At 72.1% G+C, this 25,900-nt stretch carries 26 protein-coding genes; 11 read left to right on the top strand and 15 right to left on the bottom strand.

Annotation, left to right across the window (positions count from 1 at the left end):
- Positions 1-16 precede the first annotated feature (16 nt).
- Positions 17-148 carry a hypothetical protein gene (locus NBT67_RS18005; protein WP_256474640.1) on the bottom strand — a complete coding sequence of 44 codons (132 nt, stop codon included), beginning with the start codon at positions 146-148 and terminating at the stop codon, positions 17-19.
- A gap of 67 nt (positions 149-215) precedes the next feature.
- On the opposite strand from NBT67_RS18005, the gene NBT67_RS11390 reads away from it, so the two are divergent.
- Together NBT67_RS11390 and NBT67_RS11385 are read left to right on the top strand one after the other, a co-directional pair.
- Positions 216-1,676: a methyl-accepting chemotaxis protein gene (locus NBT67_RS11390; protein WP_251341837.1), complete on the top strand. Its 1,461-nt coding sequence runs from the start codon at positions 216-218 to the stop codon at positions 1,674-1,676.
- 78 nt (positions 1,677-1,754) lie between these two features.
- Positions 1,755-1,952 carry a hypothetical protein gene (locus NBT67_RS11385; RefSeq protein WP_251341836.1) on the top strand — a complete coding sequence of 66 codons (198 nt, stop codon included), beginning with the start codon at positions 1,755-1,757 and terminating at the stop codon, positions 1,950-1,952.
- Here the strand turns inward: NBT67_RS11385 and NBT67_RS11380 are convergent.
- The 5 genes from NBT67_RS11380 to NBT67_RS11360 form a co-directional block, all read right to left on the bottom strand.
- Complete coding sequence (locus tag NBT67_RS11380) at positions 1,928-2,368, bottom strand: dCTP deaminase/dUTPase family protein (protein ID WP_251341835.1); 441 nt, start codon at positions 2,366-2,368, stop codon at positions 1,928-1,930. The two genes, NBT67_RS11385 and NBT67_RS11380, sit on opposite strands and share 25 nt — an antisense overlap.
- Positions 2,369-2,494: 126 nt before the next feature.
- The gene (locus NBT67_RS11375) at positions 2,495-2,698 is read right to left on the bottom strand and encodes a DUF7573 domain-containing protein (protein ID WP_251341834.1); all 204 of its coding nucleotides are present in this window, start codon (positions 2,696-2,698) and stop codon (positions 2,495-2,497) included.
- A gap of 29 nt (positions 2,699-2,727) precedes the next feature.
- On the bottom strand, positions 2,728-3,708 hold the full coding sequence (locus NBT67_RS11370) for a 5,10-methylenetetrahydromethanopterin reductase (RefSeq protein ID WP_251341833.1): 981 nt from the start codon (positions 3,706-3,708) through the stop codon (positions 2,728-2,730).
- A 109-nt stretch (positions 3,709-3,817) separates the two neighbouring features.
- A complete protein-coding gene (locus NBT67_RS11365) occupies positions 3,818-4,570 on the bottom strand; it encodes a coenzyme F420-0:L-glutamate ligase (protein WP_251341832.1) in 753 nt (250 codons plus the stop codon).
- Positions 4,571-4,618: 48 nt separating this feature from the next.
- A complete protein-coding gene (locus tag NBT67_RS11360; RefSeq protein WP_251341831.1) occupies positions 4,619-5,113 on the bottom strand; it encodes a metallophosphoesterase family protein in 495 nt (164 codons plus the stop codon).
- Positions 5,114-5,192: 79 nt separating this feature from the next.
- Here NBT67_RS11360 and NBT67_RS11355 point away from each other — a divergent pair, with 79 nt between their 5' ends.
- Together NBT67_RS11355 and ddh are read left to right on the top strand one after the other, a co-directional pair.
- A complete protein-coding gene (locus tag NBT67_RS11355) occupies positions 5,193-6,419 on the top strand; it encodes an eIF2B alpha/beta/delta subunit family protein (protein WP_251341830.1) in 1,227 nt (408 codons plus the stop codon).
- Positions 6,420-6,678: 259 nt separating this feature from the next.
- Positions 6,679-7,611, top strand: a complete 933-nt coding sequence (ddh, locus tag NBT67_RS11350; RefSeq protein ID WP_251341829.1) for a D-2-hydroxyacid dehydrogenase — start codon at positions 6,679-6,681, stop codon at positions 7,609-7,611.
- A gap of 4 nt (positions 7,612-7,615) precedes the next feature.
- Here the strand turns inward: ddh and engB are convergent, their stop codons facing one another.
- The gene (gene engB, locus NBT67_RS11345; RefSeq protein ID WP_251341828.1) at positions 7,616-8,230 is read right to left on the bottom strand and encodes a GTP-binding protein EngB; all 615 of its coding nucleotides are present in this window, start codon (positions 8,228-8,230) and stop codon (positions 7,616-7,618) included.
- 82 nt (positions 8,231-8,312) lie between these two features.
- Here engB and NBT67_RS11340 point away from each other — a divergent pair, with 82 nt between their 5' ends.
- The 3 genes from NBT67_RS11340 to NBT67_RS11330 all read left to right on the top strand — a co-directional run bounded on the left by NBT67_RS11340 (position 8,313) and on the right by NBT67_RS11330 (position 11,278).
- Positions 8,313-9,017 carry a 5-formyltetrahydrofolate cyclo-ligase gene (locus NBT67_RS11340; protein WP_251341827.1) on the top strand — a complete coding sequence of 235 codons (705 nt, stop codon included), beginning with the start codon at positions 8,313-8,315 and terminating at the stop codon, positions 9,015-9,017.
- Between the two features lie 50 nt (positions 9,018-9,067).
- A complete protein-coding gene (locus NBT67_RS11335) occupies positions 9,068-10,489 on the top strand; it encodes a TIGR00341 family protein (RefSeq protein ID WP_251341826.1) in 1,422 nt (473 codons plus the stop codon).
- A gap of 78 nt (positions 10,490-10,567) precedes the next feature.
- The gene (locus tag NBT67_RS11330; protein WP_251341825.1) at positions 10,568-11,278 is read left to right on the top strand and encodes an SIMPL domain-containing protein; all 711 of its coding nucleotides are present in this window, start codon (positions 10,568-10,570) and stop codon (positions 11,276-11,278) included.
- Here NBT67_RS11330 and NBT67_RS11325 read toward each other — a convergent pair.
- The 4 genes from NBT67_RS11325 to NBT67_RS11310 form a co-directional block, all read right to left on the bottom strand.
- A complete protein-coding gene (locus NBT67_RS11325; protein WP_251341824.1) occupies positions 11,275-12,279 on the bottom strand; it encodes an NOG1 family protein in 1,005 nt (334 codons plus the stop codon). The two genes, NBT67_RS11330 and NBT67_RS11325, sit on opposite strands and share 4 nt — an antisense overlap.
- Before the next feature lie 64 nt (positions 12,280-12,343).
- Complete coding sequence (locus NBT67_RS11320; protein ID WP_251341823.1) at positions 12,344-12,853, bottom strand: hypothetical protein; 510 nt, start codon at positions 12,851-12,853, stop codon at positions 12,344-12,346.
- A gap of 54 nt (positions 12,854-12,907) precedes the next feature.
- The gene (locus NBT67_RS11315) at positions 12,908-13,411 is read right to left on the bottom strand and encodes a DUF367 family protein (protein ID WP_251341822.1); all 504 of its coding nucleotides are present in this window, start codon (positions 13,409-13,411) and stop codon (positions 12,908-12,910) included.
- 45 nt (positions 13,412-13,456) lie between these two features.
- A complete protein-coding gene (locus NBT67_RS11310; RefSeq protein ID WP_251341821.1) occupies positions 13,457-14,572 on the bottom strand; it encodes a patatin-like phospholipase family protein in 1,116 nt (371 codons plus the stop codon).
- Positions 14,573-14,709: 137 nt separating this feature from the next.
- On the opposite strand from NBT67_RS11310, the gene NBT67_RS11305 reads away from it, so the two are divergent.
- Positions 14,710-15,033, top strand: coding sequence for a nuclear transport factor 2 family protein (locus NBT67_RS11305; protein ID WP_251341820.1), 324 nt, complete (start codon positions 14,710-14,712; stop codon positions 15,031-15,033).
- On the opposite strand, the gene NBT67_RS11300 is transcribed toward NBT67_RS11305, so the two are convergent.
- The gene (locus NBT67_RS11300) at positions 15,030-15,320 is read right to left on the bottom strand and encodes an amphi-Trp domain-containing protein (protein ID WP_251341819.1); all 291 of its coding nucleotides are present in this window, start codon (positions 15,318-15,320) and stop codon (positions 15,030-15,032) included. The genes NBT67_RS11305 and NBT67_RS11300 overlap by 4 nt on opposite strands.
- 160 nt (positions 15,321-15,480) lie before the next feature.
- The gene (serS, locus tag NBT67_RS11295; RefSeq protein WP_251341818.1) at positions 15,481-16,866 is read right to left on the bottom strand and encodes a serine--tRNA ligase; all 1,386 of its coding nucleotides are present in this window, start codon (positions 16,864-16,866) and stop codon (positions 15,481-15,483) included.
- A gap of 85 nt (positions 16,867-16,951) precedes the next feature.
- Here serS and NBT67_RS11290 point away from each other — a divergent pair, with 85 nt between their 5' ends.
- The 3 genes from NBT67_RS11290 (at position 16,952) to NBT67_RS11280 (ending at position 21,491) form a co-directional block, all read left to right on the top strand.
- Positions 16,952-17,851 (top strand): MBL fold metallo-hydrolase, encoded by a 900-nt coding sequence (locus tag NBT67_RS11290; protein WP_251341817.1) that lies wholly within the window; start codon positions 16,952-16,954, stop codon positions 17,849-17,851.
- Positions 17,852-17,976: 125 nt separating this feature from the next.
- Positions 17,977-19,926 (top strand): cation:proton antiporter domain-containing protein, encoded by a 1,950-nt coding sequence (locus NBT67_RS11285; RefSeq protein ID WP_251341816.1) that lies wholly within the window; start codon positions 17,977-17,979, stop codon positions 19,924-19,926.
- A gap of 188 nt (positions 19,927-20,114) precedes the next feature.
- Positions 20,115-21,491, top strand: coding sequence for an ATP-binding protein (locus tag NBT67_RS11280; RefSeq protein WP_251341815.1), 1,377 nt, complete (start codon positions 20,115-20,117; stop codon positions 21,489-21,491).
- 35 nt (positions 21,492-21,526) lie between these two features.
- Here NBT67_RS11280 and mutL read toward each other — a convergent pair whose 3' ends face one another.
- Both mutL and mutS read right to left on the bottom strand, forming a co-directional pair.
- The gene (mutL, locus tag NBT67_RS11275; protein WP_251341814.1) at positions 21,527-23,176 is read right to left on the bottom strand and encodes a DNA mismatch repair endonuclease MutL; all 1,650 of its coding nucleotides are present in this window, start codon (positions 23,174-23,176) and stop codon (positions 21,527-21,529) included.
- A complete protein-coding gene (gene mutS, locus NBT67_RS11270) occupies positions 23,173-25,884 on the bottom strand; it encodes a DNA mismatch repair protein MutS (RefSeq protein WP_251341813.1) in 2,712 nt (903 codons plus the stop codon). The genes mutL and mutS overlap by 4 nt, the downstream gene beginning before the upstream one ends.
- Positions 25,885-25,900 lie beyond the last annotated feature (16 nt).

Below are 25,900 nucleotides of genomic sequence, written 5' to 3'. Positions count from 1 at the left end.
GGCTCTCGCCCCGTCGTCACGAACGCACGACCGGCGCGGTGCGAGCGGCGGTCGTCGCCGAGGCCGGTGCCGCGTTCCGAGTGGTCGAGCCGTCGGTGCCCGCGCCGCCGGCGACGGATCGGTCGCCGTCGACGCCCTCGGATATCATTTTGGATAATCGTCCACCAGATATATGGGACAGAACGCGAGTTTCGACGGTAACGACGGCGAGACCCATGAGTACACCCGAACAACCCGACCGACAGGTGGCCGAGTTCCCCCTGTCGTTCGACGCGATACTCGGTCGGATCGGCGCGCCCATCTTCGTCCTCGACGCCGATCACGAGGTCGTCCTGTGGAACGGGGGGATGGAGGCGCTGACCGGGAGCAGCGAGGCGGACGCTCGGGCGGCGGACTCGGTCGGCGAGGCCTGGTACCAGGACGGCCGCCGGTCGAAGACCCTCGCGGACAAGGTACTGGAGGCCCCCCACGACGCCCACCGCGAATTCGACGTCGATCGGATCGACGACGGCGACGACCCGGAGTACCGGGATCGGAGCACGTTCACCGACACGCGGGGCGACACTCGTCACATCGTCTTCAGGGCGGCACCGCTGTTCGACGGCGACGAACTGGTCGGCGTCGTCGAACTCGTCAAGGACCGGACCGAGGACGTTCGACGCCGGCGGCGAGTCGAGGAACTCGTCGAGGAGGTCCGCTCGACGATGCACGCGATCCAGGAGGGGGACCTCGGGGCGCGGGCGACCTTCGACGCCGACGAGTACATCGACGAGGAGTTGCTGACGGTCGTCGACTCGCTGAACGAGATGGGCGCGACGCTCGACGACCTCGTGGCGGACGTCGACGAGGGGACCCGCGATCTGCGGGCGATCACCCGAGAGGTCGCGGACAGCGCGACCCGGATGGAGGACATCGCCGCGGAGCAGGCCGACCGCACCGAGGAGGTCGCCGACGAGGTGTCGAACCTCAGCGCCACCGTCGAGGAGGTCGCCTCGACGGCCGACGCCGTCGCCGACACCAGTCGCCGGGCACGCGATCACGCCGAGTCCGGGCGCGAGGTCAGCCAGGAGGCCCGCGACGCGATGTCGGCCGTCCGAACGTCGAGCCGTGAGGTCCGGGACGACGTGGACGAACTCAGCGACACGGTCGACGAAATCGACGAGGTGATCGACGTGATCAACGACATCGCGGACCAGACGAACCTCCTCGCGTTGAACGCCAACATCGAGGCGGCCCGCGCCGACCGCGACAGCGAGGGGTTCGCGGTCGTCGCCGACGAGATCAAGTCGCTCGCCCAGCAGGCCCAGGAGCAGGCCGGGGAGATCGAGTCGATGATCGTCGAGGTCCAGCGCCGCACCGAGGGGACCGTCGACAGCCTCGACACGACCGAGGCGCGGATCGACGACGGGGTCGCGGAGGTCGAGGCGAGCATGGAGCGACTCGACGAGATCGTCGACGCGGTCGAGGACGCCGTCGACGGCATCCAGGAGGTGTCCACGGCGACCGACGAACAGGCGGCGAGCGCGGAGGAGATCGCCGCCATGGTCGACGACGCCCGCGACCGCGCCGACGAGGTCGCCGAGGAAGTCTCGGCTGTCGCCCGCGCGGCCGAGCGCCAGACCGAGACGGTCGCGGAGATCGAGCGCAGCGTCGGGCGGTTGCGCGGCGACGACTAGCGCCCCGTCCGGATTCCCGACAACATCCGCCGGCACCGAAACGCCGTAGTACCACTCAGCCGTCACGTCCGGCCGACCATGGATCGACGCGCCACGCTCGGGATGTCGTTCTCGGAACTGGTGATGGCTCGGATCGGCCACGGGGTCGCCGCCCTCTGTCTGTTCTTCCTGCTCCCGATCCTGCCGTTCGTCGCCGTCGCGGCCGCGGTCTCGGGGCTGCTTCGCCCCGACGCCGACCGGCCCGAGCCCGCCTATCGACCCGACTGGGCGGAGTGAGGGCGGAGCGTCGAGACGCGCGCGTTCTCCTTCAGGTGGAGACCGCCCTCGCTCACCGAGAGCGGCATCCGGGGGAGCGACGTGACGACCCGGGTCGGGTGGGTCGCACCCCGTTCAAGCACCGCCTCGCGGGTCTCGAGACGGAGCGGCCGGTCGGTCGACAGCGACTCGTTGTACTCGATCAGGTACGTGCCGGAATCGAGGAGCCACCACTCGTAGTCGTCGTCCGGGCGGCGAGTGTACGTCCCGTGGGGCTCGGTTCGCGCCGCGTCGAGTTCGTCGCCCCCGAAGTCCACGCGGCCGGGTTCCTCGACGACGGACACGTCCGCGACCGTGAGGTCGACGCCGCCGTCGTGAACCTGCGTCTCCGCGTGCAGGAGGCCGTCGACGGCGTCGACGAGGTCGGTGTCGCTCATGGGCGACACCTGGGTCGCGGGCGACAAAAACCCCGGCCGTCGGGTCGCCGTGTCCGCGGCGGCGACTGCCCGCGCCGAGTCGTGCGTCCCGCGGCGGGACTCGCCGTCCGCCCGCGAGGCGCGCCGTCACCACTCCTTGCAGTCGGCACAGACGAAGCCCTCGCCGTCCCGCCACCGGCGGGCGACGGTCGCGCCACAGGCGACACAGTCGCCGCCGTCGGGCGACCAGCGCATGGTCGCGCGGGCGGGGTCGGGGTCGCTGCCGTCCTCGTCGTCGACGGCCTCGTCGCCGGGTCCCGCCCCGAACTCGTCGAGTGATCGGTCGGACACGGAACGGGGTGGGGCGGCGTCCCCCTTAGCTATTCGGTCGCGCGCTCGTGGGCCGTCGCCGCGAGGTCGACGGCGGCGTCGAGGTCCGGACCCAGCGGCGACCCGACGACGAGGCTGTCGGCGTGGTCGAGGACCGCGGCCATGCGCTCGGCCACGGCGTCGACGGTGCCCGCGATGCAGAAGGCGTCGATCATGGCGGGCGAGACGCGGTCGAAGGCCGTCGAGAAGTCGCCGGCGCTCAACGCCGCCCCGACCTCGTCGGCGCGGTCGGGGTCCACGCCGTGACGGTCGAGCACCGGCGGCGCGGCCCCGGCGGCGATGAAGGCGACGGGGGGCCTGGCGGCCTCGCGGGCGGCGGCCTCGTCGTCGGCGACGCTGACGCTGGCGTAGGCCGCGAGGTCGAACGCCCCGAGGCCGTCGAGGCGGTCCGCGAGGCCGTCCGCGACCTGCTCGCGCGCCCAGCGCAGGTCCGCGGGGTGAGAGCCGTTGAACAGCAGGCCGTCGGCGTGTTTCGCGGCCATCTTGCACATGTGCGGCCCCTCGCCGCCGACGTAGGTCGGAATCGGGGTGGGAACCTCGAAGTTGAGCGCGGCGTCCTCGGCCTCGAAGGTGCCGTCGTGGGAGACGCGCTCGCCGTCCCAGAGCCGCTCGGCGACCTTGAACGCCTCGAGCACGGGCCGCAGTCCCCGGTCGTCCCCGAGGCCGAGATTCGCGAGGGTGGCGGGGTCGCCCGGACCGATCCCGAAGACGGCGCGGCCGTCGCTCGCCTCCGCGACGGTCGCCACCTCGCCCGCGAGGGTCACGGGGTGGCGTTCGAGGGGGTTGACGACGCCCGGCCCGAGACGGATCTCGTCGGTTTCGGCCGCGAGACGGCCGAGGACGGCGAACGGCGAGCGGTTGTTGTAGTGACTGGAGACGAAGGCGGTGTCGTAGCCGGCGCGTTCGGCGGCCGTGCCGAGGTCGACCACCCGGCCGACCGGGTGTTCGGGCGTGAGTTCAATTCCGAACATCAGCGATGCTGGCACCTCGGGGTCGTGGGCGAACGCGCGGTCATCGTCAACCGGTTGGCGCGGACGGTGAAAAGCGGTTCGTCGGTCGCGGGACCTGCCGGTGTCGAAGTCAGTCGAACGACCACTCGTGGAGCGCCTGCCGGACGAAGTCGCCCTCGACGTCCCTGAAGAGGGCGTCGCTGCCGCCGTGGTCGCCGAACTCGAAGTCGCGGACGACGACCACGGGCGTGCCGCCCGCGCCCTCGCCGGCGACGAGGTTGGCCGCGGCGGCGAGTTCGTCGACCACCGCCTGGACGGTGACGCCGAGTTCCCGGCCCTCCCGGTCGCGCTCCCCGCGCCAGTCGCGGGCGGCCGGGGTGCCCGCCCACCCGAGGGCGACGCCGCGCTGGCCGTGACGGAAGGGGCGCCCGCAGGTGTCGGTGACGATCACCCGGTCGGCGCCGAGTCCCGCAGCGATCCGCTCGGCGCTCTCATCCGGCGCCTCGGGCAGGAGCAACAGGTCGCCCCCGCGCACGTTCGAGCGGTCGATGCCCGCGTTGACGGTCACGTGGCCGAAGTGCGTCTCCGTCAGGAGGAAGGGTGCCTCCATCAGGAGGGCCGCGCTCTCCTCGAGCACCGCCTGCGCGAAGCGGGGGTCCTTCTCCTCGCCGGTGGCGCGTTCGAGGCCGGCGGCGAGTTCGCGTGCGCGCGGGCCGGCCGGGAACTCCGAGCGGTCGGCGATCCGGCCCTCGGCCTTCGAGACGACGGTACTGGCGACACAGACCACGTCGTCGGGCCGGAGGTCGACCCGCTCGGCCACGAGCGTCGCGAGCGAGTCGCCCGGGCGCACCTCCGGGAGGTCGGGAACGGCGAAGACCTGCATACCACCCCCTCCGCCGGCAGCGGTGAAAAGCGACGCGCCACGTGCCCCCTACTCGTCGCCGCGGTGAAGTTGCACGTCGAGTTCGCCGCCGTCGACGACGGCGGTCAGCATCGTCGTCTCCGTCGCCGGATCGGCGCCGGTCGCGGAACCCGGGTTCAGGAGGCGCACCCCCTCGTGGACCGTATCGAGGTGTTCGTGGGTGTGGCCGGCGACGCCGACGTCCCCTCCGCCCTCTCGGACGGCGGCGGCGACGCGGTCCTCGTAGCCCATCCGGTCGCCCGTCCCGTGGGTGACCACGAAGTCGACCCCGCCGAGTTCGACGCTCGTCGCCTCGGGGAGGTCGACGCCCGCGGGGTCGACGTTGCCACGGACCGCGGTCAGCGACCCGTCGGCCAGCGCTCGGATCTCGTCGACGACGTCCGGCGTCTCGAAGTCGCCGGCGTGGACGGTGTGGTCGGCCGCCTCGACGCGTTCGCGAACCCAGTCCGGGATCCCGGTCGCGCGGCCGGGGATGTGCGTGTCGCTGATGATCGCCAGTTGCATGCGCCCGGATTGGCAGTCGAGCGGGATATCCCTGTCCCCGCGGCACAAGAGTCGTATCGCCGGCGACCGAAGGGCGACCGTGACCCACGTCGTCACCTGCGTTCTGCGTCACCGCACGGCGATCCTGCTTTGTCGCCGGAGCGACGCCGTCGGCACCTACGCGGGGCGCTGGGCGGGCGTCTCGGGGTACGTCGAGGGCGACCCCGCGGACGCCGAACGCGACGCCCGGCGCGAGGTTCGGGAGGAGACGGGGCTGACGGACGCGACGCTGCTCCGCGCCGGCGACCCCGTCGAGGTCCGTGACGGCGACCGGGAGTGGACCGTCCACCCCTTCCTGTTCGAGGTGGACTCCCGCGACGTCGAGCCGAACGAGGAGCTAGCGGGCCACGAGTGGGTGTCGCCGCTCGCGATCCGCGACCGGGAGACGGTGCCGGGGCTGTGGGCGGTCTACGAGGCCGTCGCGCCGACCGCGGCGACGGTGGCGAGGGACGGAACCCACGGGTCGGCGTGGCTCTCCGTCCGCGCGCTGGAGGCCCTCCGGGACCGGGCGGCGACGGCCGACGACTTCCCGGCGGTCGCGGCCGCGGCCCGCGACCTCCGGGACGCCCGGCCGAGCATGGCCGCCGTCGCGAACCGCGTGAACCGGGTGCTGAGCGAGGCGGCGCGGACGCCCGACGCGGTGTGCGAGCGGGCGGCGGCGGCCGCGGAGGCCGCCCTCGACGCCGACGACGCGGCCGCCGCGCGGGCCGCCGACCTGTGTGGCGAGTCGGTCGTCACCCTCTCGCGGTCGGGCACCGTTCGGGCGGCCCTCGACCGGGCGCGGCCGACGGTGCTGATCGGCGAGTCGCGGCCGGCGCGGGAAGGGGTCGAGGTGGCCACCGACCTGGCCGAGGCGGGACTGGACGTGACGCTCACGACCGACGCGGCGCTGGCCGCGGAACTCGCGGCGCGGGACCCCGACGCGGTCCTCGTCGGCGCGGACTCGGTTCTGTCGGACGGGAGCGTCGTCAACAAGGCCGGCACCCGGGGGCTGGCGCTCGCGGCCGCGCGGGAGGGCGTCCCGACCTACGCCGTCGCCGCCGCGGACAAGGTGCGCCCCGACGACCGGTTCCTCGGCGAGGACGGCGGGGCGGCCGCCCTCTACGACGGCGAGGCGCCGGTGTCGGTGGCGAACCCGGTCTTCGACCGGACGCCCGTCGACCTGGTGAGCGGCGTCGTCACCGAGCGAGGGGTACTCGACGGCGACGACGTGGCGGCGGTGGCGGCCGAACACCGCGACCACGCCGCGTGGGACGACGGGGGGTGAGTGGCGAGCGGACGCGGGATGCGGTCGGGCGGTCGGGTCGCCGGGGTGGCGAGCGTATGGGGGATGGCGAGATCCGCGGGGGTCGGCCGCGCCCGCCCCGTCCCCGATGCCGTGGGTTCTTTAGCTCCCGTGCCCAACGGCCGAGCGGTGGCGATGATGACGGTTACCCCCACTCAGCCCCGTGTGATGACGCCACTCTCCTGAGCCACCGTCGCGGTTCGCAGATAGGCTTTTGCCCCCGGACTCGGTAGCCGCCGCCATGGCAGCGATTTCGACGCTCGGCATCCACGAGTCGGTCGGCGAAGTGTTCCCTCCGTCGGTAATCCGCGACGCCCTCGCGGACGCCGGGCCGGCGGTCCGGATCGTCGGCGACGACGTCGACGTCGACGTCGATGCCCTCGTCACCTTCGCCTACGAGGAGCACTTCCTCGACGCCGGCCTGGAGTGGATCCACTCGATCCAGGCGGGCGTGGATCGGTTCCCGTTCGACGCCCTGGCCGACCGGGGCATCGCCCTGACCAACAGCACGGGCATCCACGGCGACGTGGTGGGCGAGACGGCGGTGGGGATGATGCTCGCGTTCGCCCGCCGCCTGCACGCCCACCGGTCGAACCAGGAGCGCGGCGAGTGGCGGAAGCCGGCGTGGGACGACGCCTTCCCCCTGCGCCGGGAGTCGGCCTGCGTGGTCGGCCTCGGCACCCTCGGGACGGGCATCGCCACTCGCGCGTCGGCGCTGGGGATGGACGTGACGGGCGTGAAGCGAACGCCGACGCCCGTCGACGGCGTCGACGAGGTGTTCCCGCCCGAGGACCTCCACGCGGCCGTCGCCGACGCCCGGTTCGTCGCGCTCGCGGTGCCCCTGACCGACGACACCGAGGCGATGATCTCGACGCCCGAACTCGACGCGATGCGCGAGGACGCCTACCTGATCAACGTCGCCCGCGGCCCGGTCGTCGATCAGGCGGCGCTCGTCGACGCCCTCGAATCGGGCGCCGTCGCGGGCGCGGGGCTCGACGTGTTCGAAACCGAGCCGTTGCCCGCGGACTCGCCGCTCTGGGACCGCGAGGAGGTGATCCTGACGCCCCACGCCGCGGGGTTCAACGACGAGTACTACGACCGGGTGGCGACCATCGTCCGCGAGAACCTGCGCCGACGCCGGGCAGGCGAGTCGCTGACCAACCGCGTGGTGTAGGGCGCTACAGGAACTTCAGCAGGTCGTCGCGCTTCTGCTCGTGGAAGTGGGTTTCGAGGGCGTCGGTCAGGGCGTCGACGTCGCCCCGCTTCGCACAGATGGGGGCGATCGTCTCCCGCCACTGCTGCCACGGCGGGAGGATGCCGAGTCGGTCACAGAGGTCGTCCAGCCGTTCGTCCCGGTCGTCGACCTTGTCCATCTTGTTGACGGCGACGACGGTCGGGATCCCGACGTCCCGCAGGAAGTGGAACAGTTCCACGTCGTGGGGGACCTCGCCCTCGCCGCTGTGGCGGTCGATGATGTCGACGACGCTCTTGCCGTCGACGACGAGGACGCCAGCGAGGATGTCCTCGGCGTTCCCCTCGACGTACCGCACCACGTCCGTCTTGATCCGCTCGCGTCGCTCCTCGGGGACGCCGGACATGAAGCCGAATCCCGGGAGGTCGGTGAACATGAAGCCCTCCGAGGCCCAGTCGAAGTGGTTCGGCTGGCGCGTCACGCCCGGCTTGCGGCCCGTGGGGACCGAGTGCCCGGTCAACTCCCGCATCAGCGTCGACTTGCCCACGTTCGACCGGCCGACGAGTACGACCTCGTCGCGGTCCGGGCGGTCCTCGAACATGGCGAGACGTAGACGGCTCGGGCGGTTAAACTCGGCGTGTCGCGGGCGAGGGACGTATGGGCCTCCGGTGCCGTGATCGACCATGGACAAGGATCGCATCAGGGAGCGCGTCTGGGACGACCTGGAGGCGTCCGGCGAGGCGCGGTTCCCGTTCCCGCCCCACGGCCGCATCCCCAACTTCGCGGGCGCCGACGGGGCGGCCGAGCGACTCGCGGGGACGCCCGAGTGGGACGCGGCGTCGACGATCAAGGCCAACCCCGACGCCCCGCAGTTACCGGCCCGGCGGGCGGCCCTCCGGGCCGGGAAGACCCTGTACGTGGCCGTTCCGCGGCTGCGCGACGAACGGGCGTTCCGCCGGCTCGACCCCGCCGACGTCGACGACGTCGACGACGCGACCACCGTCTCCGGCATCGACGAGTACGGCGTCCCCGTCGGACCCGCGGAGATGGAGCCACTCGACCTGATCGTCAGCGGGAGCGTCGCGGTGACCGAGGCCGGCGGCCGGATCGGCAAGGGCGAGGGGTACAGCGACCTGGAGTTCGCCCTCCTCCGGGAGTTCGGCCTGGTGGACGAGGACACGACGACGGCCACGACCGTCCACGAACGCCAGGTGTTCGACGGTACCCTCCCGACCGCGCCCCACGACGTGCCGATGGATCTGGTCGTGACGCCGGCGCGAACCGTGCGGACGGGGGCGGCCGGGAAGCCGTCGGGCGTCGCGTGGGACGCGCTGTCCGGGGAGCGGATCGAGGCGATGCCGCTGCTGGCGCGACTGGCGCCGGACTGAGCACGGCGTCGACGACAGGCTATATGCCGACGGGGGATGGACATGTTCCCGTGCGACTCGTTCAGGTGATGGTCCCCCCGGGGAAGCGCGACGCCATCCTGCGCACCCTCGACGACGAGGGCATCGACTACGTGGTGGCGGAGGAGACCAGCAACCGCGAGTACACCGCGGCGGTCACCTTCCCGCTCCCGCAGGCGGCGGTCGAACCGGTCCTCGAACGCCTCCGCGAGGCGGGGCTGGATCGGGAGGCCTACACGGTCGTCCTGAACGCCGAGACGGTGATCTCGCGACGGTTCGACGACCTCGTGGAGCGCTACGAGGCGGGCGAGGAGAACGGCGACCGGATCGCCCGGGAGGAACTCGCCGCCCGGGCGCGGTCGCTGGCGCCGAACTGGCGCACGTTCGTCGTGATGACGACGGTGAGCGCGGTGGTCGCCACCGCCGGGTTGCTGCTCGACTCGGCGGCCGTCGTCGTCGGGTCGATGGTCATCGCCCCGCTGATCGGCCCGGCGATGGCGACCAGCACCGGGTCCGTGGTCGACGACCGCGACCTGCTCCTCCGGGGCGTGAAACAGCAGGTCGTGGGGGGCGTGCTGGCCGTCCTCGCGGCCGCGGCCTTCGCCCTCCTGTTGCGAACGGCCCACGTCGTTCCCCTCGAGACGGCCGAGGTGTTCGCCATCGACGAGGTGCGCGAACGCCTCGTTCCGGACGTCCTCTCCCTCGTCATCGCGCTGGGGGCGGGCGCCGCGGGGGCGCTCTCGCTCTCGACCGGCGTCTCCACCGCGCTGGTCGGCGTCATGATCGCCGCGGCGCTCGTGCCGCCCACCGCCGTCGTGGGCATCGGCCTCGCGTGGGGATCGCCCCGCACCGTCTCCGGCGCCCTCGTCCTCGTCCTCGTCAACTTCCTGTCGATCAACTTCGCCGCGCTCGCGGTGCTGTGGGCGACGGGCTACCGCCCGAAGGGCTGGCTCCGCTCCGAGGAGGCGCGGGCCGCGACGCTGAAACGCATCGCCGCGCTCGGGGCCGCGCTGCTCGTCCTCTCGACGCTGCTCGCGGGGGTCACGTACAGCACCTACCGCACCGCGACGTTCGAGGAGGAGACGCGAGCGACCGTCGACGCCGTCCTCGACGACCACGAGGACCTCGAACGCCTCTCGCTCGCGATCTCCTACGAGGAGACGTTCCCATTCACCCGACCGGAGCGGGTGACCGTCGTCGTCGGCCACCCGCCCGGGACCGACACGCCGGCGCTCGCCGAACGCCTCGCGGAGCGCATCGCCCCCATCGCCGAGACGCCCTTCCGCCCCGACCGCCCCGTGACCGTCGAAGTCCAATACGTGGTCGTCGAACGGGCGAACGCGGCGGCGGGCGCTGAGGGGGCGGCACGCGCCGCGCCCGTCGCCCCCGCCGAGGCGGCCCTCCCGGGTCACGCGACGCGCCGGACCTCGCCGTCGACGCCCGTCGCCACCTGACCGCCCCCGAACCGACCGTGAACCGTGTCACCTCGGGGCGACGGAGTAGTTTTTGTCCTCCGGCGTCGTGTGAGGGGTATGAAACGTTTGTTCCCCGCGGCGCTCGCCCTCGTCGTCCTCCTCGCCGGCTGTGCCGGTCCCCTCCAGTCGGGGACGGCGGACGCGAGCGGTGACGGATCGACCATCTCGGTGTCGGCCACGGGCACGGCGAGCGCCGAGGCGGACCTGGCGGTCGTGAGCCTCGGCGTCGAGGTGACCGCGGACGGCGCCGCCGACGCCCGCGAGGCCGTCGCGCGGGACGTGACCAGCGTGCGGTCGGCGCTCGCGGACGCGGGCGTCCCCGACGCGAACGTGACGACGACGTCGTTCGGCATCGCGCCCGTCTACGACTACCTCGACGGCGAACGGGAACTGCGCGGCTACCGCGCGGTCCACTCGCTGGCCGTCGAGACGGCGCCCGCGAACGCGGGTTCGGTCGTCGACGTCGCCGTCGGTGCCGGTGCGACGACCGTCGACGGCGTCCAGTTCACCCTCAGCGACGAGCGCCGCGCCGAACTTCGGTCGACGGCGCTCGACCGCGCGATGGGCGCCGCGCGCACCGACGCCGACGGCATCGCGACCGCCGCGGACCTCTCGGTGACCGGCGTGACGCACGCGACCACCGGCGCGGAGTTCGGTCCCTTCCCCGTCGCCCGGTTCGAGGACGCGGCCGCCGGCAGCGAGACGACCTTCCAGCCCGCGCCGGTGACGGTGACGGCCACCGTCGACGTGACGTACGCGGCCGCCTAGCGGGAGGGCAGATCCGGCTCCCAGTCGACCGTCTCGACCGCCAGATCGAGGACCGCGTCGACGTTCTCCCCCTCGCTCACGCTCATGTAGGCGTCGGCGTCCACGTCCGTCGAGCGGTCGCTCTTGTTACAGATCGTCAGGACGGGGGCGTCGAACCGATCGACGACCGCATCGCGCAGGGCGAGCTGGGCGTCGAGCGGGTAGCCACACTCCTCGCTGGCGTCGACGACGAACACGACGGCGTCGGCGAGGTGGGCGAGCGCGCTCACCGCCTGGCTCTCGATGTCGTTTCGCTCCGCCTCGGGGCGGTCCAGCAGCCCCGGGGTGTCGATGATCTGATAGCGGATGTGGTCCCGCTCGAAGTGACCGATCTGCACCCCGCGGGTGGTGAACGGATACCGGGCGATCTCGTTGTCGGCGCGGGTGACCGCGTTCACGAACGACGACTTGCCGACGTTGGGGTAGCCGGCGACGACGATGGCCGGTTCGTCGGGGCGGACGTCCGGCAGGTCACGGAGCGCGTTCCGGGCGTCGCCCACCCGCCGGAGGTCGTCGGCCACCTCCTCGACCACGTCGGCCATCCGCGCGAACGCCTGCTTGCGGTGCTTGCGTGCCGTCTCCGGGTCCGTCTTCCGGAGCTTCGCGTTGTACTCCCGCTGGATCTCCTCGACCTGGCGACTCGCCCACGTCACCTCCGAGAGGCTGGCGCGGAGGGCGTCCAGTCCGACCTGTTCGGTGCCGTCCTCGGCCGTCCGCGACCCGATCTCCCGCCGCAGGACGGCGTCGGCGAGTTCCCGGTAGAAGGGGTCGACGACGCCGAAGTCCGGCCACTCCGTCACCACGTTCTCCAGGTTGTCCGAGAGGATGTTGCCCGCCGTCTGCAGCATCGACTGCTGGGCCTCCAGCCCCGACTTCGCACGCCCGGAGCGGGCGGCCCGCGAGAAGGCTTTGTCGACGAGTTCCTCCGACCGGGGCGTGGTCGGGAGGCCTTCGAAAATCATTGCCGGGCCTTCGGTACCCGCGGGTAAAAGGCCGTCCGTTCGCGGCGGCGACCGCCGCGGACCCTCACGTCCGGTCTCGGGACGACGGGGTGGGCGGGGCGTCGCCGTCGGTCGTCCCGTCCGCCGTCGCCCGCCAGCCGCGGACGGCGGCGACGACGAGCAACGCCCCGCCCGCGACGAGCAGGAACGGCTCGGCGCCGAGGACGAATCTTGTGGGGCCACCGGACGCAGAAACCTCCACGTAGAGGCCCGGATCGAGGGCGTAGGTCGCCACGGCCCGGAGCGCGTAACACAGGACGACGCCGCCCGTCGCCGCCGGCAGGACGGCGAGCCGTCGCCACCGGAGCGAGCCGACGGCACCGGCCACGCCGAGGGCGCCCAGCCACGCGAGCAGCCGCTCCTCGTGGTTGAGCGTCCGCCCCCAGCCGGTCACTATCGTCCCCTCGTAGCCGGGGGCGACGTGGACGAGTCCCTGGTGGACGCCGACGCCGATGGCCGCGGCGCCGGCGACGGCGGCGGCCACCGGGAGGAGTCGCTGGGACCGCACGTCCCTGTGCCCGGCGCGACCGGCCATCAATCCTTCGCCCGTCCGCGGCCCAGCCCGCCACCGTCGAGGGCGCCCCGGGCGCTACCCGTCGCCGCGGTCCAGATACTCGCCCTGGACCGCCACGACCTCCGCGGAGTCCGCACAGTCGGCGTAGCGCCGCAGGGGCTCGTCGTTGAGTTCGAGGAACGTCCCGCCCCACGTGAACTTCGCGAGGATCCGCTCGGCGTGCGGGCGGTCGCCGAGGATGACGAGCGCCGCCGCCAGCGCCTCCACCGTCGTCAACTCCATCGGCCGGCCGAAGTTGACGGGATTGGCGGCGACCAGGTAGGGGAGCGCCCGGTGGTCGCCGGGCAGGGAGAAGCGCGCCTCGCCCGCGGACTCCCACGAGCAATCGAGGGCGACGAGCCGCTCGGTCCCGGGCGCGTCGGCGGGCGAGAGCGCCCGCTCCGCGTGTGGGTTGAGCACCACCCCGTACGGCGTCGCCCGGTCCGAGCGGTGCAGGTCGGCCAGGTCGAACCGGGCGAGCTTGCGGGCCGTACACTTCTCGGGGTCGTCGTCGCCCGCGTAGCGCACGTGCAGGTCCACGGGCGGTGGCAGGCGGTCGCCGAATAAAGGGGTTGCCGTCGTCGGCTACGCCGGCCCCAGCAGCCGGTGGGCGTCGGGGTCGGCGAGGAAGTCGTCGGCCTGTCGCTCCCCGAGGGCGAGCAGGTCCTCGATGAAGCCCGACCGACGGTCGAGTTTGGACGCCGTCCGGAGGGGTCGCTCGCCGTCGAGGCGGTCCTCGTCCAGTTCGAGTTCGCGGACGGTGACGGGCTTGTAGCGCTCCCGGGGCAGGACGCCGTCGTCGATCCAGTCGTTGACCCGGTCGACGAAGTGGAGTTCCTGTGCCAGCGAGAGGCTGCCCGCCAGTTCGTTGCGCCGGTCGGCGATTTCGGCCAGCGTCGAGAGGCCGTCCCGCCGGACGCGGGGGTTGATGCGGATCAGCCAGATCTCGTCCGGCTTCCGGGCCGCGCGGTCCGGTCCGCCGAGGAGGTTCCGGATCGGGGGGTTCTGCGAGAACAGCCCGTCCCAGTACTCGTGGACCGGGCCGTCCGGTTCGTCCCGCATCCGCACCCCCTCGAACACCGTCGGCACCGACGCGGACGCGAGGACGGCGTCGACCGAGAGGGGTTTTGGCCGCTCCTCGATCCACGACGCGACCGGGTCGTCGGCCCCGTCCGGAGTCGGCTCCGACGGCCGGTCGGTGAAGATCTCGAACGTCCCGTCGGTCGCGTCGACGGCGCTCACGAGGAGTTTGGGCGGCGGCGCCCCGTCCCCGCCCTCGGCGACGAGGTCGGCGAGGACCGCCGGATCGACCTGCGCCTCGATGGCGCGCCGGAGGCGCCGCTTCGCCAGCCGAGCGCCCGGGTTGTACGCCGGGCCGACCTGCGGCATCGGGAACCCGGAGTCGAGGAGGCGGCCCGTGTTCACGACGCCGAAGTTGACGGCGGCGTCGAGCGGCCCGCGCACCTCGATGTCGGCCCAGAGGTCACGGAGGCCGGCCCGCGCGGCCGCGGCGTCCGCGGTTCGGAGCCCGTACCACGCCGTCAGTGCACAGAGCGCGCCGCCGGACGTGCCGGTGAAGGCGACGAAGTCGTACGCCGAGTCCGACGCCGCGAGATATCGTCGGAGGGCACCCGCCGTGAAGGCCGTGTGGCTGCCGCCGCCCTGACAGGCCACGGCCACCGTCGTCGGTTCGTCGCTCATGCCCGTGTCGACGCGTCGAGGGTGTTAAACTGTTGTCACTATCCGGTGCTTCGCCCGGACGGTCCCGTCCCTCGCGACCGGCAGTCGGTCGGGGGCGCACCGACAAAGGGTTACGGGGGTCCCGCCGAAGTGACGGTATGGACCGGCGCGACACGGTGACGGGGTACTACGACGCGATCGACGCTGGGGCGTACGACCGCCTCGCCGGCCTCCTCGATCCGGCGTTCGTCCACCGGCGACCGGACCGGACGCTCGACGGTCGGGAGCGGTTCGTGGCGTTCATGCGCGACGACCGGCCGCGCACCGACACCGAACACGTCCTCGACGAGGTGTGTGTCGGCCCGGAGACGGTGTTCGCGCGCGGACGCCTCCGGGCGGACGACGAGGACCTGTTCGGCTTCGTCGACGTCTTCCGAGTCGCGGACGAACGGATCGAGTCGCTGACCACGTACACCGACTAGCCGAGCGAGGGCGGGTCCTCGTCCCCGGCGACGCTCGTCAGTTCGAGTTCGATCTCCAGTTCCGGCTCCGACCCGCCGACGTACTCGATCTCCAGTTCGACCGGTTCGCGGTAGGCGAAGGGGAGTTCCCAGTCGTCGCCGTCGAGGGTCACGTCCTCGCCCGCCCGCAGGAGTTCGCCCAGGTCGATCAGGAACGCCCCCGCCTCGCTCGCGCTCACCGCGTACGTCTGCTCGAAGTAGTCGTCGGCGACGGTGCTGGTCGGGTCGTCGTCGGGGAGGTCCGGCATGGTGGCCGACGCTACTCGGCCGAGTGACATAATTATGGAGTCGATACCGGTCGGGACAACGCGAACTTCGGAGCCGTTCGCCGACGGTCAGTCCCGTTCGCCCGCGCCGACGGCGACCGCCGTCGACGCGGGCTGGACGCTCTCTCCACGTCCGCCGCGTTCAGTCCCGCTCGCCCGCGCCGACGGCGCTCTCCCCCACCTTCTCGTGTCCCTCGATGACCTCCCGGCCGCCCATGTACGGACGGAGCGCCTCGGGGACGGTGACGGTGCCGTCCTCGTTCTGGTAGTACTCGAGGATGGCGACCATCACGCGGCCCACCGCCGTCCCGGAGGCGTTGAGGGTGTGGAGGTACTCCGCCGACTCGTGGCGCTCCGGACGGTAGCGGATGCCGGCCCGCCGGGCCTGGAAGTCCTCGAAGTTCGAGGCGCTGGAGACTTCGAGCCACCGACCGCCCCGTTCGGGGCCGTCCTCGGCGTCGGTGCCCGGCGCCCACACCTCGATGTCGTAGGTCTTCGCGGACGCGAACGTCAGGTCGCCGGTACAGAGCGTCAGGACCCGGTAGGGGAGGCCGAGACGCCGGAGTACCTCCTCGGACTCGTCGACCAGTCCCTCCAGTCGCTCGTAGCTCTCCGACGGCTCGACGAAGTTGACGAGTTCCACCTTGTTGAACTGGTGGACGCGGACGATGCCACGGGTCTCGGTGCCGTGTTCGCCCGCCTCGCGCCGGAAGTTCGGGGTGTAGGCCTGATGCTTCAGCGGGAGGTCCTCCCGGAGGAGGATGTCGTCGGCGTACATGTTGGTGACGGGCACCTCCGCGGTGGGACAGAGCCAGAGGTCGTCCTCGTCGTAGTCCTCCGTCTCCGACCCGCCGAGGCGGTAGGCGTCGTCCGCGAACTTCGGCAACTGACCGGTCCCCTCCATCGACGTGGAGTTGACCGGAATCGGCGGGAACAGGTCGACGTAGTCCTGTTCGCGGTGGACGTCCATCATGAACTGGATCAGGGCGTGTTCGAGGCGCGCGCCGTCGCCCTTCAGGAAGTAGAAGCCGGCGCCGGTCGTCTTGGCGGCGCGGGCCTCGTCGATGACGTCGAGGTCCTCGCCCAGGTCGTAGTGGGGCGTGACCGTCTCGGGCAGGTCGCGGAGGTCGTCGAAGCCGTGGCGTCGGTCCTCGACGTTGTCGCTCTCGTCCTCGCCGACGGGCACGTCGTCGTGGGGGACGTTCGGAATCTCCATGAGCCCCGCCTCCAGTTCGGCCTCCAGGTCGTCGGCGCGGTCCTCGACGTCCTCCAGACGCGCCTTGAGTTCCTGGGAGCGCTCGATGGCCTCCTCGGCCTCCTCGTCTTTCCCCTCGGCTTTCAGGCGACCGATCCGGTCGCTCACCTGGTTGCGCTCGTGTCGCAGGTCGTCCCCTTCGCTCTTGAGCGAGCGCCACTCCTCGTCGATCTCCAGGAGTCGATCCAGGTCCACGTCGTCGGCCATCCCCCGGTCTTCGAGGGTCCGGCGCACCACGTCCGGGTGTTCCCGGAGGTACTGCCTGCTGAGCATTTGCCCGCACTTCTCGGGGACGAGACAAAACCGTGTCGGGACGCGCCGACAGAACGCTTTTCACCGCCGCCGACGGCCTTCGCCCATGGCCATCGGCGACCTCACCGCCGTCCCCAGTACCGACACCCACTACGTCGACGTCGGCGCCTACGACGTCCCCGGCTACGGGTCCGTCTACCTCGTCGACGCCGAGCGACCGGCCGTGATCGACCCCGGACTGGGGACGAACGTCGACCTCGTGATCGACGCCCTTGACGACCTCGGGATCGACGACCTCGCCTACGTGCTGACGACCCACGTCCACCTCGATCACGCCGGCGGCGCGGGCCTCCTGCTCGAGGAGTTCCCCGAGGCGACGGTGCTCACCCACGAGATCGGCGTCCGCCACCTGATCGATCCCTCCAGACTCGTCGCGGGGACGAAGGCCGCCGTCGGCGACCAGTGGCAGTACTACGTCGACCCGGAACCGGTGCCGGACGACCGGATCGAGGCGCTCGCGGACGGCGACGCCGTCGACCTGGGCGACCGGGTCGTCGACGTGATCCACGCACCCGGCCACGCCCCGCACCAGGTGGTCTTCCACGACCGGGACGACGACGTCCTCTTCTCCGGCGACGCCGGCGGCATCCGACCGGGCGGGACCGGCGACCTCTTTCCCACCTCGCCGCCCGTCAACTTCGACCTGGAGACCTGCCTCGACGACGCGGCGACCATCGCCGAGCGAAACCCCGGGCGGATCTGCTTCGGCCACTTCGGCGACGCCGCCTTCTCCCCCGAACTGATGGACGAGTACGCCGAGACCCTCTCGGCGTGGGTCGAGCGGGTCCGCGAGAAGCGGGCGGAACTCGACGACGACGAGGCCGTCGTCGAGTACTTCGCGGAGACGGCCGACCCGATAGCGCCCTGGGGCGCCCGCAAGACGCGGGCCGAGTACCGCCTCAACGCGCGGGGCGTCCTCGGCTACCTCGACCAGCGAGGCGAGTGACCGTTCGTCGGATTATCCACCGGAACGACGTCGGGTCGGGCGGTTTTTGACGGATAAACCGGCGCCGAAAGGACTGGTTTTATCGTTATCGCACACATCGACGGGGACACGATGGAGGTGTCCCCATGGCCGCTGGAGGCGGTGGACTGATCACGCTGATCGCGGCCCTCATCGGGGTCGGCGTCGTCGCACAGTTGCTCTCGGACCGGTTCCAGATCCCGAGCGTCGTCTTCCTGCTCGCCTCCGGGGTCATCCTCGGTCCGGAGGTGCTCGGCGTCGTCGGCCCCGACTCCTTCGGCAACGCGCTCCCGGCCATCGTCGGCCTCTCGGTGGCGATCATCGTCTTCGAGGGGGCCTTCCACCTGCGGATCGACCGCCTGCGCGAAGCGCCCGCGGCGACGTTCAAACTGGTGACGCTCGGGGCGGCCATCGCGCTCGTCGGGACCATGCTCGCCGTCCACTACGCGCTCGGAACGGGGTGGATGGTCGCCGCGCTGATCGGCGCGTTGCTGGTCGCCACCGGACCGACCGTCATCACCCCCATCCTCGAGGTGGTGCCGGTGCGGAACCGCGTCGGCGCCGCCCTCGAAACCGAGGGGATCGTCAACGACGTGACGGCCGCCATCCTCGCGGTCGTCATCTTCGAGGCGATCATGGAGGACGTACACGCCCCGAGCGAACTGTTCGTCCTCTTCACCCAGCGACTCGGGACCGGCATCGTCGTCGGCCTCGCCGTCGCGGCCGTCGTGTTCTACGCGCTCAAGTACGTCGACCTCTCGCCGGGCAACGCGCCACAGAACGCCCGACTGCTCGTCCTCGGCGGGGCGCTCGTCGCCTACGGGGCCGCCGACGCCGTCGCCACCGAGGCCGGCATCGCCGCCGTCGCCACCGCGGGCATCGTCCTCGGCAACGTGGACGTCCCCTACGAGGACGAGATCACGGACTTCAAGGGCGACGTGACGCTGATCGTCCTCTCCTTCGTCTTCATCGCGCTCGCGGCGCTGCTCCAGTTCGAGTACCTGCTCGGTCTTGGCGTGGGCGGCCTGGTCGTCGCGGCCTTGGTCGCACTCGTCATCCGTCCGCTGCTCGTGTTCCTCTGCACCCAGGGCGACCGGTTCACCCGCGAGGAGCGACTCTTCATGAGCTTCGTCGGTCCGCGGGGGATCATCCCCGCGTCGGTCGCGACGCTCTTTGCCGTCGAGTTCCGCACTCAGGGGATGCCCGAGGCCGCGAGCGTCCTCGTCGGCACCGTCTTCCTCGTCATCTTCCTGACGGTCGCCCTGGAGGCCGGACTCGCCAGACAGATCGCCGAATTCCTCGACGTCATACCCATGCGTGTAATCATCATCGGCGCCGGGAACGTGGGCCGGACCCTCGCCCGACGCCTCGAAGACCGCGGAGAGAACGTCGTCCTCATCGAAGAGGACGCGAACAACGTGGAGAAGTCCAGAAACGAGGGGTTGACCGTCCACCACGGCGACGGGACCGACACGGAGGTGTTGCGCGCCGCCGGGGCGGAGAACGCCAAAATCGTCGCCACGACCACCGGCAACGACGACGTGAACCTGCTGGTCGCCCAGTTGGCGGACTCGAAGTTCTCCCCGGAGACCATCCTCGCGCGGGTGAACAACCCCGACAACGTCGACGCGTTCGAGGACCTCGGAGTGCGGGCCATCTCCGCCGTCGACGCGACGGCGATGGCCTTCGACGACTACATCGAGCGGCCGTCGCTCGTCAACTGGATGAGCGAGATCGGTCACGAGGGCGAAGTGCAGGAGATCGAGGTGACCTCCGAGGAACTCGTCGACAAGACCATCGCGGAGATCGGCCCACAGCTCCCCCCGCGGTGTCTCATCGCGCTGGTGTCCCGCGACGGGCAGACCATCGTCCCGGACGGCGACTGCACGCTCGAACGCGGCGACCGCATCACGTTCATCGGCGACGCCGAGTCCGTCAGGAAGGCGCTCGCCTTCGCCCACCCCGACGACGAGGGCTCGTCCCCCGTGTCGGGATCGCCCGGCGACCCGACGGAGGCCGGCCGACCCCACCACGGCGACGGCGGCGTGGACGGCTAACCCTCGACCGCCCTGGGGGCACGACCGCGGTACCGTCGGGCGTCGCGATCCGCCACACCCCCGGACGGGCCGGCGCGCGCCCGTGCCACCGGGACCGGTGGCGAGCGCGCGAACCGCCGTCCCACGCCGCGTCGATGCCGTTGTGCGATCCGACGACCTTAAACGGCTGCCACGAGAACGGGATAGGGATGACCGACCCGGCTCTCGAAGTCGTGGAGTTTCTCCTGACTGCCCACGTCTATACGAACGACCGGAGCCTCGACGAGAACGACCTGCCGCCGCGGTACCGGCGGGTGTTCTGGGCCGACGAGGACGCGGACGACGACGAGGGCGACGACGAGGCGCCCGCCGGCGGGATCGAGCGACCGCTCGTCGTCACCGAGACCACCGCTCGACAGGCGACCGGGGTCGAACACCCCTGGGACGCCGTCGCCGACCTGCTCTTTACCGAACAGGAGAACTTCTCGGGGCGCATCTCGCTCACCCAACCGGAGATGGCCGTCGACTGGGTGGTCGAGCGCGCCGACCGCGAGCGACTGGCGACCAACCCGACGCTCGCGTCCGCCGTCGCCGACCGCGACGACGTGGACGTGACGCTCGCCGAGGCCCGCGAGCAGACCCGCCCGATCCACGCCGACCGGGTGTGGATCGACAGCCTCCTCGACGCCTACTTCGACGAGGACGAGGACGGCGAGATGCTGGATCTCGTGCAGGTGCGCGCGCCAGAGGAGATCGAGATGACCCTCGACGACCTCGTGCTCACCGAGGACCAGGAGGGCGAGATCCAGAAGATCGTCAAGGCCATCGAACACCGGGAGTATCTGGCCGAGATCGGCCTCCGCGAGATCGGCAAGCTCCTCTTCGTCGGCCCGCCGGGGACCGGCAAGACGACCGCCTCGCGGGCGCTGGCTCACGAACTCGGCCTCCCCTTCGTCGAGGTGAAGCTGTCGATGATCACCAGCCAGTACCTCGGCGAGACGGCGAAAAACGTCGAGAAGACCTTCGAGGTGGCCAAGCGGCTCTCGCCGTGTATCCTCTTCATCGACGAGTTCGACTCGGTGGCCAAGACCCGCCGCTCGGACGAACACGCCGCGCTCAAGCGGGCGGTCAACACGCTACTCAAGAGCATCGACGACATCAGCCTCATCCGGGACGAGGTGCTCCTGATCGGCGCGACGAACCATCCCGACCAACTCGACGCCGCGGCGTGGCGACGCTTCGACGAGATCGTCAACTTCCCCAAGCCCGACCGCGACATGCGCGCCGACATCCTCGACGTCATCACCCGGCGCATGGACATCGCCGAGTTCGACCCCGAGGCCGTCGCCGAGCGCACCGAGGGCCTCACCGGGAGCGACCTCCGGATGGTGCTCCGGGAGGCGGTGCTGGAGGCGCTCACCGAGGAGCGAACGACGCTCACCCAGGAGGACGTCCTCGACGCCGTCGAGGACTTCGAGGAGCGCGACAACCTCAAGAACATGGACATGATCGACGGCGACTCGGACGCCCTCGTCGCCGGCGACGGGGGGCACGCCAGCGACCACGACCACGACCACGATCACTGAACCTCGCTGGCGCGTCGCGTTCCGACCGCCGACGCTCACCCGCGCCGCGGGTGCCGGTCGAACCCGCGGGCGAGGTGTTCCGCCCCGATGGCGAGCACCGTCGGCCGGCCGTGCGGGCAGGCGAACGGCCGGTCGCAGGCGCCGAGGCGGGAGACGAGGGCCGCCGCCTCGTCGTCGCTCGCGTCGTCGCCCGCCTTCAGCGACGGGTGACAGGCCAGGTCCGCGAGGAGCGCGTCCCGGCCCTCGGCGTCGGCGCCGTCGCGGAGGGCGTCGAGCGCGTCCCGGAGCGACTCGGGGGCGGCCACCCGGCCGAACGGCGCCGGGACGGCGCGCACGCGGACGGTCCCGCCGCCGAACGGCGCGGCGTCGAACCCGAGTGCCGCGAGTTCGTCGGCGTGAGCCTCGACGGCGGCGGCCTCGTCGGGCGCGAGCGACAGCGTCGCCGGCGGATCGAGGGGCTTCGAGGGCACCGCCTCCGACTCGACCGCCTCGCGCAGGCGCTCGTAGTTGATCCGCTCGTGGGCGGCGTGCTGGTCGATCACCAGCAACTCGTCGTCGGCGGCACAGAGCAGGTAGCAGTCGCGGAACCGGCCGATGACGTCCACGTCGCCGAGCGCCGACGGCGCCGACTCGACCGGATCGAGCGCGGCGTCCAGGTCCATCGCCACCTCGGCCGACCGACGGAGGTCGGCCGTCGAGAGCGCGTCGGCCACCGCGTCCTCGACCGCGTCGGCCACGGCGTCGCCCCCGCGGAGCGCCACCCGCTCTTTCGTCGGGTGGACGTTCGGATCGACCGCCCGCGCCGGCAGCGACACCGACAGCGCGGCGACGGGGTGGCGGTCGCCGGCGAGGAGCGAGCCGTACCCCCGTTCGACCGCGCGGCGCAGGTCCGGCATCGCGACCGGGCGCCCGTTGACCGCGAGGCGGACGTGATCGGCCGACGCGCGGGTGATCGAGGGGTAGGCCAGCAGCCCCCGGACGCTCACCGTCGCGTCGTCCGCCCCGCCGACGTCGACGCCCGCCTCGGCGTCGAGGGTCGCGCTCTCGCGGGCCACTTCCCGCCCGTAGACCGACAGCGCGGCGTCCGCGAACGACCCCGACCCGGGCGTGGCGAAGGTCCGCCGGTCGTCGTGGTCGAGGCTCGTGGCCACCGCGGGCCTGAGGAGGGCGTACGCGGCGACGCGGTCGCTGATCCGCTCGAACTCGGTCGCCGGCGCGGCCAGCGACTCCCGGCGTGCCGGGCGGTTGTGGAACAGGTCCGTCACCTCGACGGTCGTCCCCCGGCCCCGGCCGGTGGCGTCGACGGTCACCTCGCCGTCCGCGACCCGCACCCGCGTCGCCCGCGGCCCGCCGTCGTTGGTCGTCAGCGAGAGCGTCGCCACGTCCGCGATGCTGGCGAGCGCCTCCCCCCGGAAGCCGAGCGTCTCGACCGCCTCCAACTCCCCCTCGGGGAGTTTGCTCGTCGTGTGCCGCTCGACGGCGAGTTCGGCCTCCTCTCGGCTCATCCCGCGGCCGTCGTCGGCGACGCGGATCCGCTCTGTCCCCCCGCCCGACACCTCGATTTCGATCCGCTCGGCGCCCGCGTCCAGCGCGTTCTCGACGAGTTCCTCGACGACGCGCGCCGGCCGCGTCACCACCTCGCCGGCGGCGATGCGGTCGACCGTCTCCCGGTCCAGTCGCCTCATGGCTCCCCGACCCGCTCTTTCAGGTCAGCGAGCAGGTTCAGCGCCTCGATGGGCGTCGTCGTGGCGAGGTCGGCGTCGCGGAGGGCGGCCGCGACGCTCGGATCGACCCCCGCGGCGTCGCGTGCCGCCCCGTCACGTTCGGCGGCCGTCGTGCCGGTCCCGTCGCCCGCCCGCGCGCCGGTCCCGTCGCCCGCCTGCGCACCGTTCTCGGCCACTCCGCCGACGCCCGACAGGGTCACCTGGGTTCCCCGTTCGTCGTCGTCCGCCCCGCCGTCGACGAGGGCACGCGCCCGCTCGACTACCGGGTCGGGGACGCCGGCCATCAGTGCCACCTCGACGCCGTAGGACGACGAGGCCGGGCCCTCGGCGACCCGGTGGAGGAAGGTGACGTCGTCGCCGTCGCGTTCGGCGGCGAAGTGCAGGTTCCGCACCCGGTCGCGCTCGTCGGCCAACTCCGTCAGGTCGTGATAATGCGTGGCAAAGAGCGTCGTCGCGCCCACCTCGTCGTGGACGAACTCGGCCGTGGCGCGGGCGATGGCCCGGCCGTCCGCGGTGCTGGTCCCGCGGCCCACCTCGTCGAGCAGGATCAGGGAGTCGTCGGTCGCCTCGTGCAGGATCTCGGTGAGTTCGACCATCTCGCGCATGAACGTCGACTGCCCGCCAGCGATGTCGTCGCTCGCGCCGACCCGGGTGAACACCCGGTCGATCACGGGCAGGCGGGCCTCGTCGGCCGGGACGAACCCGCCCGCCTGTGCCAGGACGACGATCAGCGCCACCTGCCGCATGTACGTCGACTTGCCGCTCATGTTCGGCCCCGTCACGAGCGTCACGCTCCCCGGCGGCAGGGCGGCGTCGTTGGGGACGAACCGCTCCTGGGTCGCCTCGACGACCGGGTGCCGGCCCGCCTCGATGTCGATTCCCCCGTCGTGGAAGGTCGGCCGCGCGTAGTCCCGCTCGACGGCGACGGTCGCCAGCGCCCCCAGCGCGTCGAGTTCCGCGAGCGCGTCCGCGAGCGCCTGGAGGCGGTCCGTCTCCGCGGCGACCGTCTCCCGAACCTCCCGGAAGCGCTCGTACTCCAGGGCGTCGGCCCGTTCGGCGGCGCCGATGATCTCGTCCTCGCGGCGCTTCAGCTCGGGCGTGTAGAACCGCTCGGCGTTCTTCAGGGTCTGGCGCCGGGTGTAGTTCTCGGGCACCCGGTCCAGGTTGGGGTCGGTCACCTCGATGTAGTAGCCGTGGACCTGGTTGTGTCCGACCGAAAGCGACTGGATCCCGGTTCGCTCCCGCTCTTTCGCCTCGAGGTCGGCCACCCACTCCCGTCCCTCCCGTTCGGTCGCCCGCAACTCGTCGAGTTCGTCGTCGAACCCCTCGCGAATCACGCCGCCCTCGGTCACCTCGACGGGCGGATCGGGACGGATCGCCCGCTCGATCAGATCCCGAGTGTCGTCGAGGGGGTCGATCCGCTCCCGGAGGTCCCGCAGGCGGGGCGCCTCGGCGCCGTCCAGGGCGTCGACGACGGCCGGCACGGCGTCGAGCGTCGTCGCGAGCGACCGGAGGTCGCGGGCGTTCGCCCGGCCGCGGGAGACGCGGCCGGCGAGGCGTTCGAGGTCGTACACCTCGTGCAGGGCCTCCCGGACGGTCTCGCGGGTGAGCGCCTCGTCGGCGAGTTCGGCCACCGCCTCGTGTCGCGCCTCGATCCGCTCGCGGTCGACGAGCGGTCGGCGGAGCCAGCCGTCGAGTTCGCGGCGGCCGAGCGCGCAGGCCGTCCCGTCGACGACGGAGAACAGCGTCTCGCTCGCGCCGGCGCCGCGGTTCTCGAACAGTTCGAGGCTGCGGATCGCCGTCGCGTCGAGGCCGAGGGCGTCCCGTGGGTCGTACCGCCGGATCCGGGTGACGTACTCCAGCGGTCCGTCGTCTCCCTGCGTCCACTCCGCGTAGCCGAGGACGGCACCGCAGGCCCGACGCTCGGCGGCGGACTCGACGGCCGCCTCCGGACGGGAGACGTACGGTTCCAGCCGGGCCGTCGCCGCCTCGACGTCCATCCCCGCGGCCTCGTGGTCGGTGACCATCGGGTCGACCGACAGCGCCTCGCGGTCGACCGACGCGTCGGGGCCGACGAGCAACTCGGCGGGCGCGAGGCGGTCGAGTTCCGCGGTCAGCCCCGTTTCGTCGTCGACGCTCGTCACCAGACAGTCGCCCGTCGAGGCGTCGACGGCGGCGACGGCCCGGGTCGCCCCCTCGCGCACCACCGCGGCGACGTAGTTCGTGGTCCCCGTCCCCAGGAGTTCGTCGTCGAGGACCGTCCCCGGCGTCACCACCTGCGTCACCGCGCGGTCGACGAGTCCCGACGCCTCCTCGGGCGTCTCCACCTGTTCCGCGACGGCGACCCGGTAGCCCGCGTCGAGCAACCGCTCGACGTAGGTGGCGGCGTTGTCGACGGGGATGCCAGCCATCGGGTAGGAGCCGGTGCTGTCCTCCCGGCGAGTGAGCGTGAGTTCGCACACGCGCGCCACCTCCTCCGCGGCGTCGCAGTAGGTCTGATAGAAGTCGCCGTTCTGGAAGAGGAGGAGGGCGTCCTCGTAGTCGGCACAGCACTCGAAGTACTGACGCAGCATGGGCGTCAGTTCCTCTCGGGCGTCGACCATGCCGTCCGGGGGGCCGGTGACGGCGCTGGCGTCCCCGTCGGCGTCCGTGTCGGCGGCCGCGTTCATACCCGCTACCGGGCGG

This window comes from Haloplanus sp. GDY1 (genome assembly GCF_023703775.1).
In the GTDB taxonomy this organism is placed as follows: Archaea; Halobacteriota; Halobacteria; order Halobacteriales; family Haloferacaceae; genus Haloplanus; species Haloplanus halophilus.
Note: the sequence above shows the minus strand (reverse complement) of the source record. Positions and strands in the feature narration are given on the sequence as shown.

Excerpts from the sequence above, each read along its gene's own strand:
- NBT67_RS11285 (WP_251341816.1), top strand. The coding sequence starts at position 17,977 with ATGGCCGCTGGAGGCGGTGGACTGATCACGCTGATCGCGGCCCTCATC.
- NBT67_RS11300 (WP_251341819.1), bottom strand. The coding sequence starts at position 15,320 with ATGCCGGACCTCCCCGACGACGACCCGACCAGCACCGTCGCCGACGAC.
- engB (WP_251341828.1), bottom strand. The coding sequence starts at position 8,230 with ATGTTCGAGGACCGCCCGGACCGCGACGAGGTCGTACTCGTCGGCCGG.
- NBT67_RS11360 (WP_251341831.1), bottom strand. The coding sequence starts at position 5,113 with ATGCAACTGGCGATCATCAGCGACACGCACATCCCCGGCCGCGCGACC.
- NBT67_RS11330 (WP_251341825.1), top strand. The coding sequence starts at position 10,568 with ATGAAACGTTTGTTCCCCGCGGCGCTCGCCCTCGTCGTCCTCCTCGCC.
- NBT67_RS11290 (WP_251341817.1), top strand. The coding sequence starts at position 16,952 with ATGGCCATCGGCGACCTCACCGCCGTCCCCAGTACCGACACCCACTAC.
- NBT67_RS11310 (WP_251341821.1), bottom strand. The coding sequence starts at position 14,572 with ATGAGCGACGAACCGACGACGGTGGCCGTGGCCTGTCAGGGCGGCGGC.
- ddh (WP_251341829.1), top strand. The coding sequence starts at position 6,679 with ATGGCAGCGATTTCGACGCTCGGCATCCACGAGTCGGTCGGCGAAGTG.
- NBT67_RS11320 (WP_251341823.1), bottom strand. The coding sequence starts at position 12,853 with ATGGCCGGTCGCGCCGGGCACAGGGACGTGCGGTCCCAGCGACTCCTC.
- NBT67_RS11385 (WP_251341836.1), top strand. The coding sequence starts at position 1,755 with ATGGATCGACGCGCCACGCTCGGGATGTCGTTCTCGGAACTGGTGATG.
- NBT67_RS18005 (WP_256474640.1), bottom strand. The coding sequence starts at position 148 with ATGATATCCGAGGGCGTCGACGGCGACCGATCCGTCGCCGGCGGCGCG.
- mutS (WP_251341813.1), bottom strand. The coding sequence starts at position 25,884 with ATGAACGCGGCCGCCGACACGGACGCCGACGGGGACGCCAGCGCCGTC.
- NBT67_RS11305 (WP_251341820.1), top strand. The coding sequence starts at position 14,710 with ATGGACCGGCGCGACACGGTGACGGGGTACTACGACGCGATCGACGCT.
- NBT67_RS11390 (WP_251341837.1), top strand. The coding sequence starts at position 216 with ATGAGTACACCCGAACAACCCGACCGACAGGTGGCCGAGTTCCCCCTG.
- serS (WP_251341818.1), bottom strand. The coding sequence starts at position 16,866 with ATGCTCAGCAGGCAGTACCTCCGGGAACACCCGGACGTGGTGCGCCGG.
- NBT67_RS11340 (WP_251341827.1), top strand. The coding sequence starts at position 8,313 with ATGGACAAGGATCGCATCAGGGAGCGCGTCTGGGACGACCTGGAGGCG.
- NBT67_RS11370 (WP_251341833.1), bottom strand. The coding sequence starts at position 3,708 with ATGTTCGGAATTGAACTCACGCCCGAACACCCGGTCGGCCGGGTGGTC.
- NBT67_RS11325 (WP_251341824.1), bottom strand. The coding sequence starts at position 12,279 with ATGATTTTCGAAGGCCTCCCGACCACGCCCCGGTCGGAGGAACTCGTC.
- NBT67_RS11365 (WP_251341832.1), bottom strand. The coding sequence starts at position 4,570 with ATGCAGGTCTTCGCCGTTCCCGACCTCCCGGAGGTGCGCCCGGGCGAC.
- NBT67_RS11280 (WP_251341815.1), top strand. The coding sequence starts at position 20,115 with ATGACCGACCCGGCTCTCGAAGTCGTGGAGTTTCTCCTGACTGCCCAC.
- NBT67_RS11380 (WP_251341835.1), bottom strand. The coding sequence starts at position 2,368 with ATGAGCGACACCGACCTCGTCGACGCCGTCGACGGCCTCCTGCACGCG.
- mutL (WP_251341814.1), bottom strand. The coding sequence starts at position 23,176 with ATGAGGCGACTGGACCGGGAGACGGTCGACCGCATCGCCGCCGGCGAG.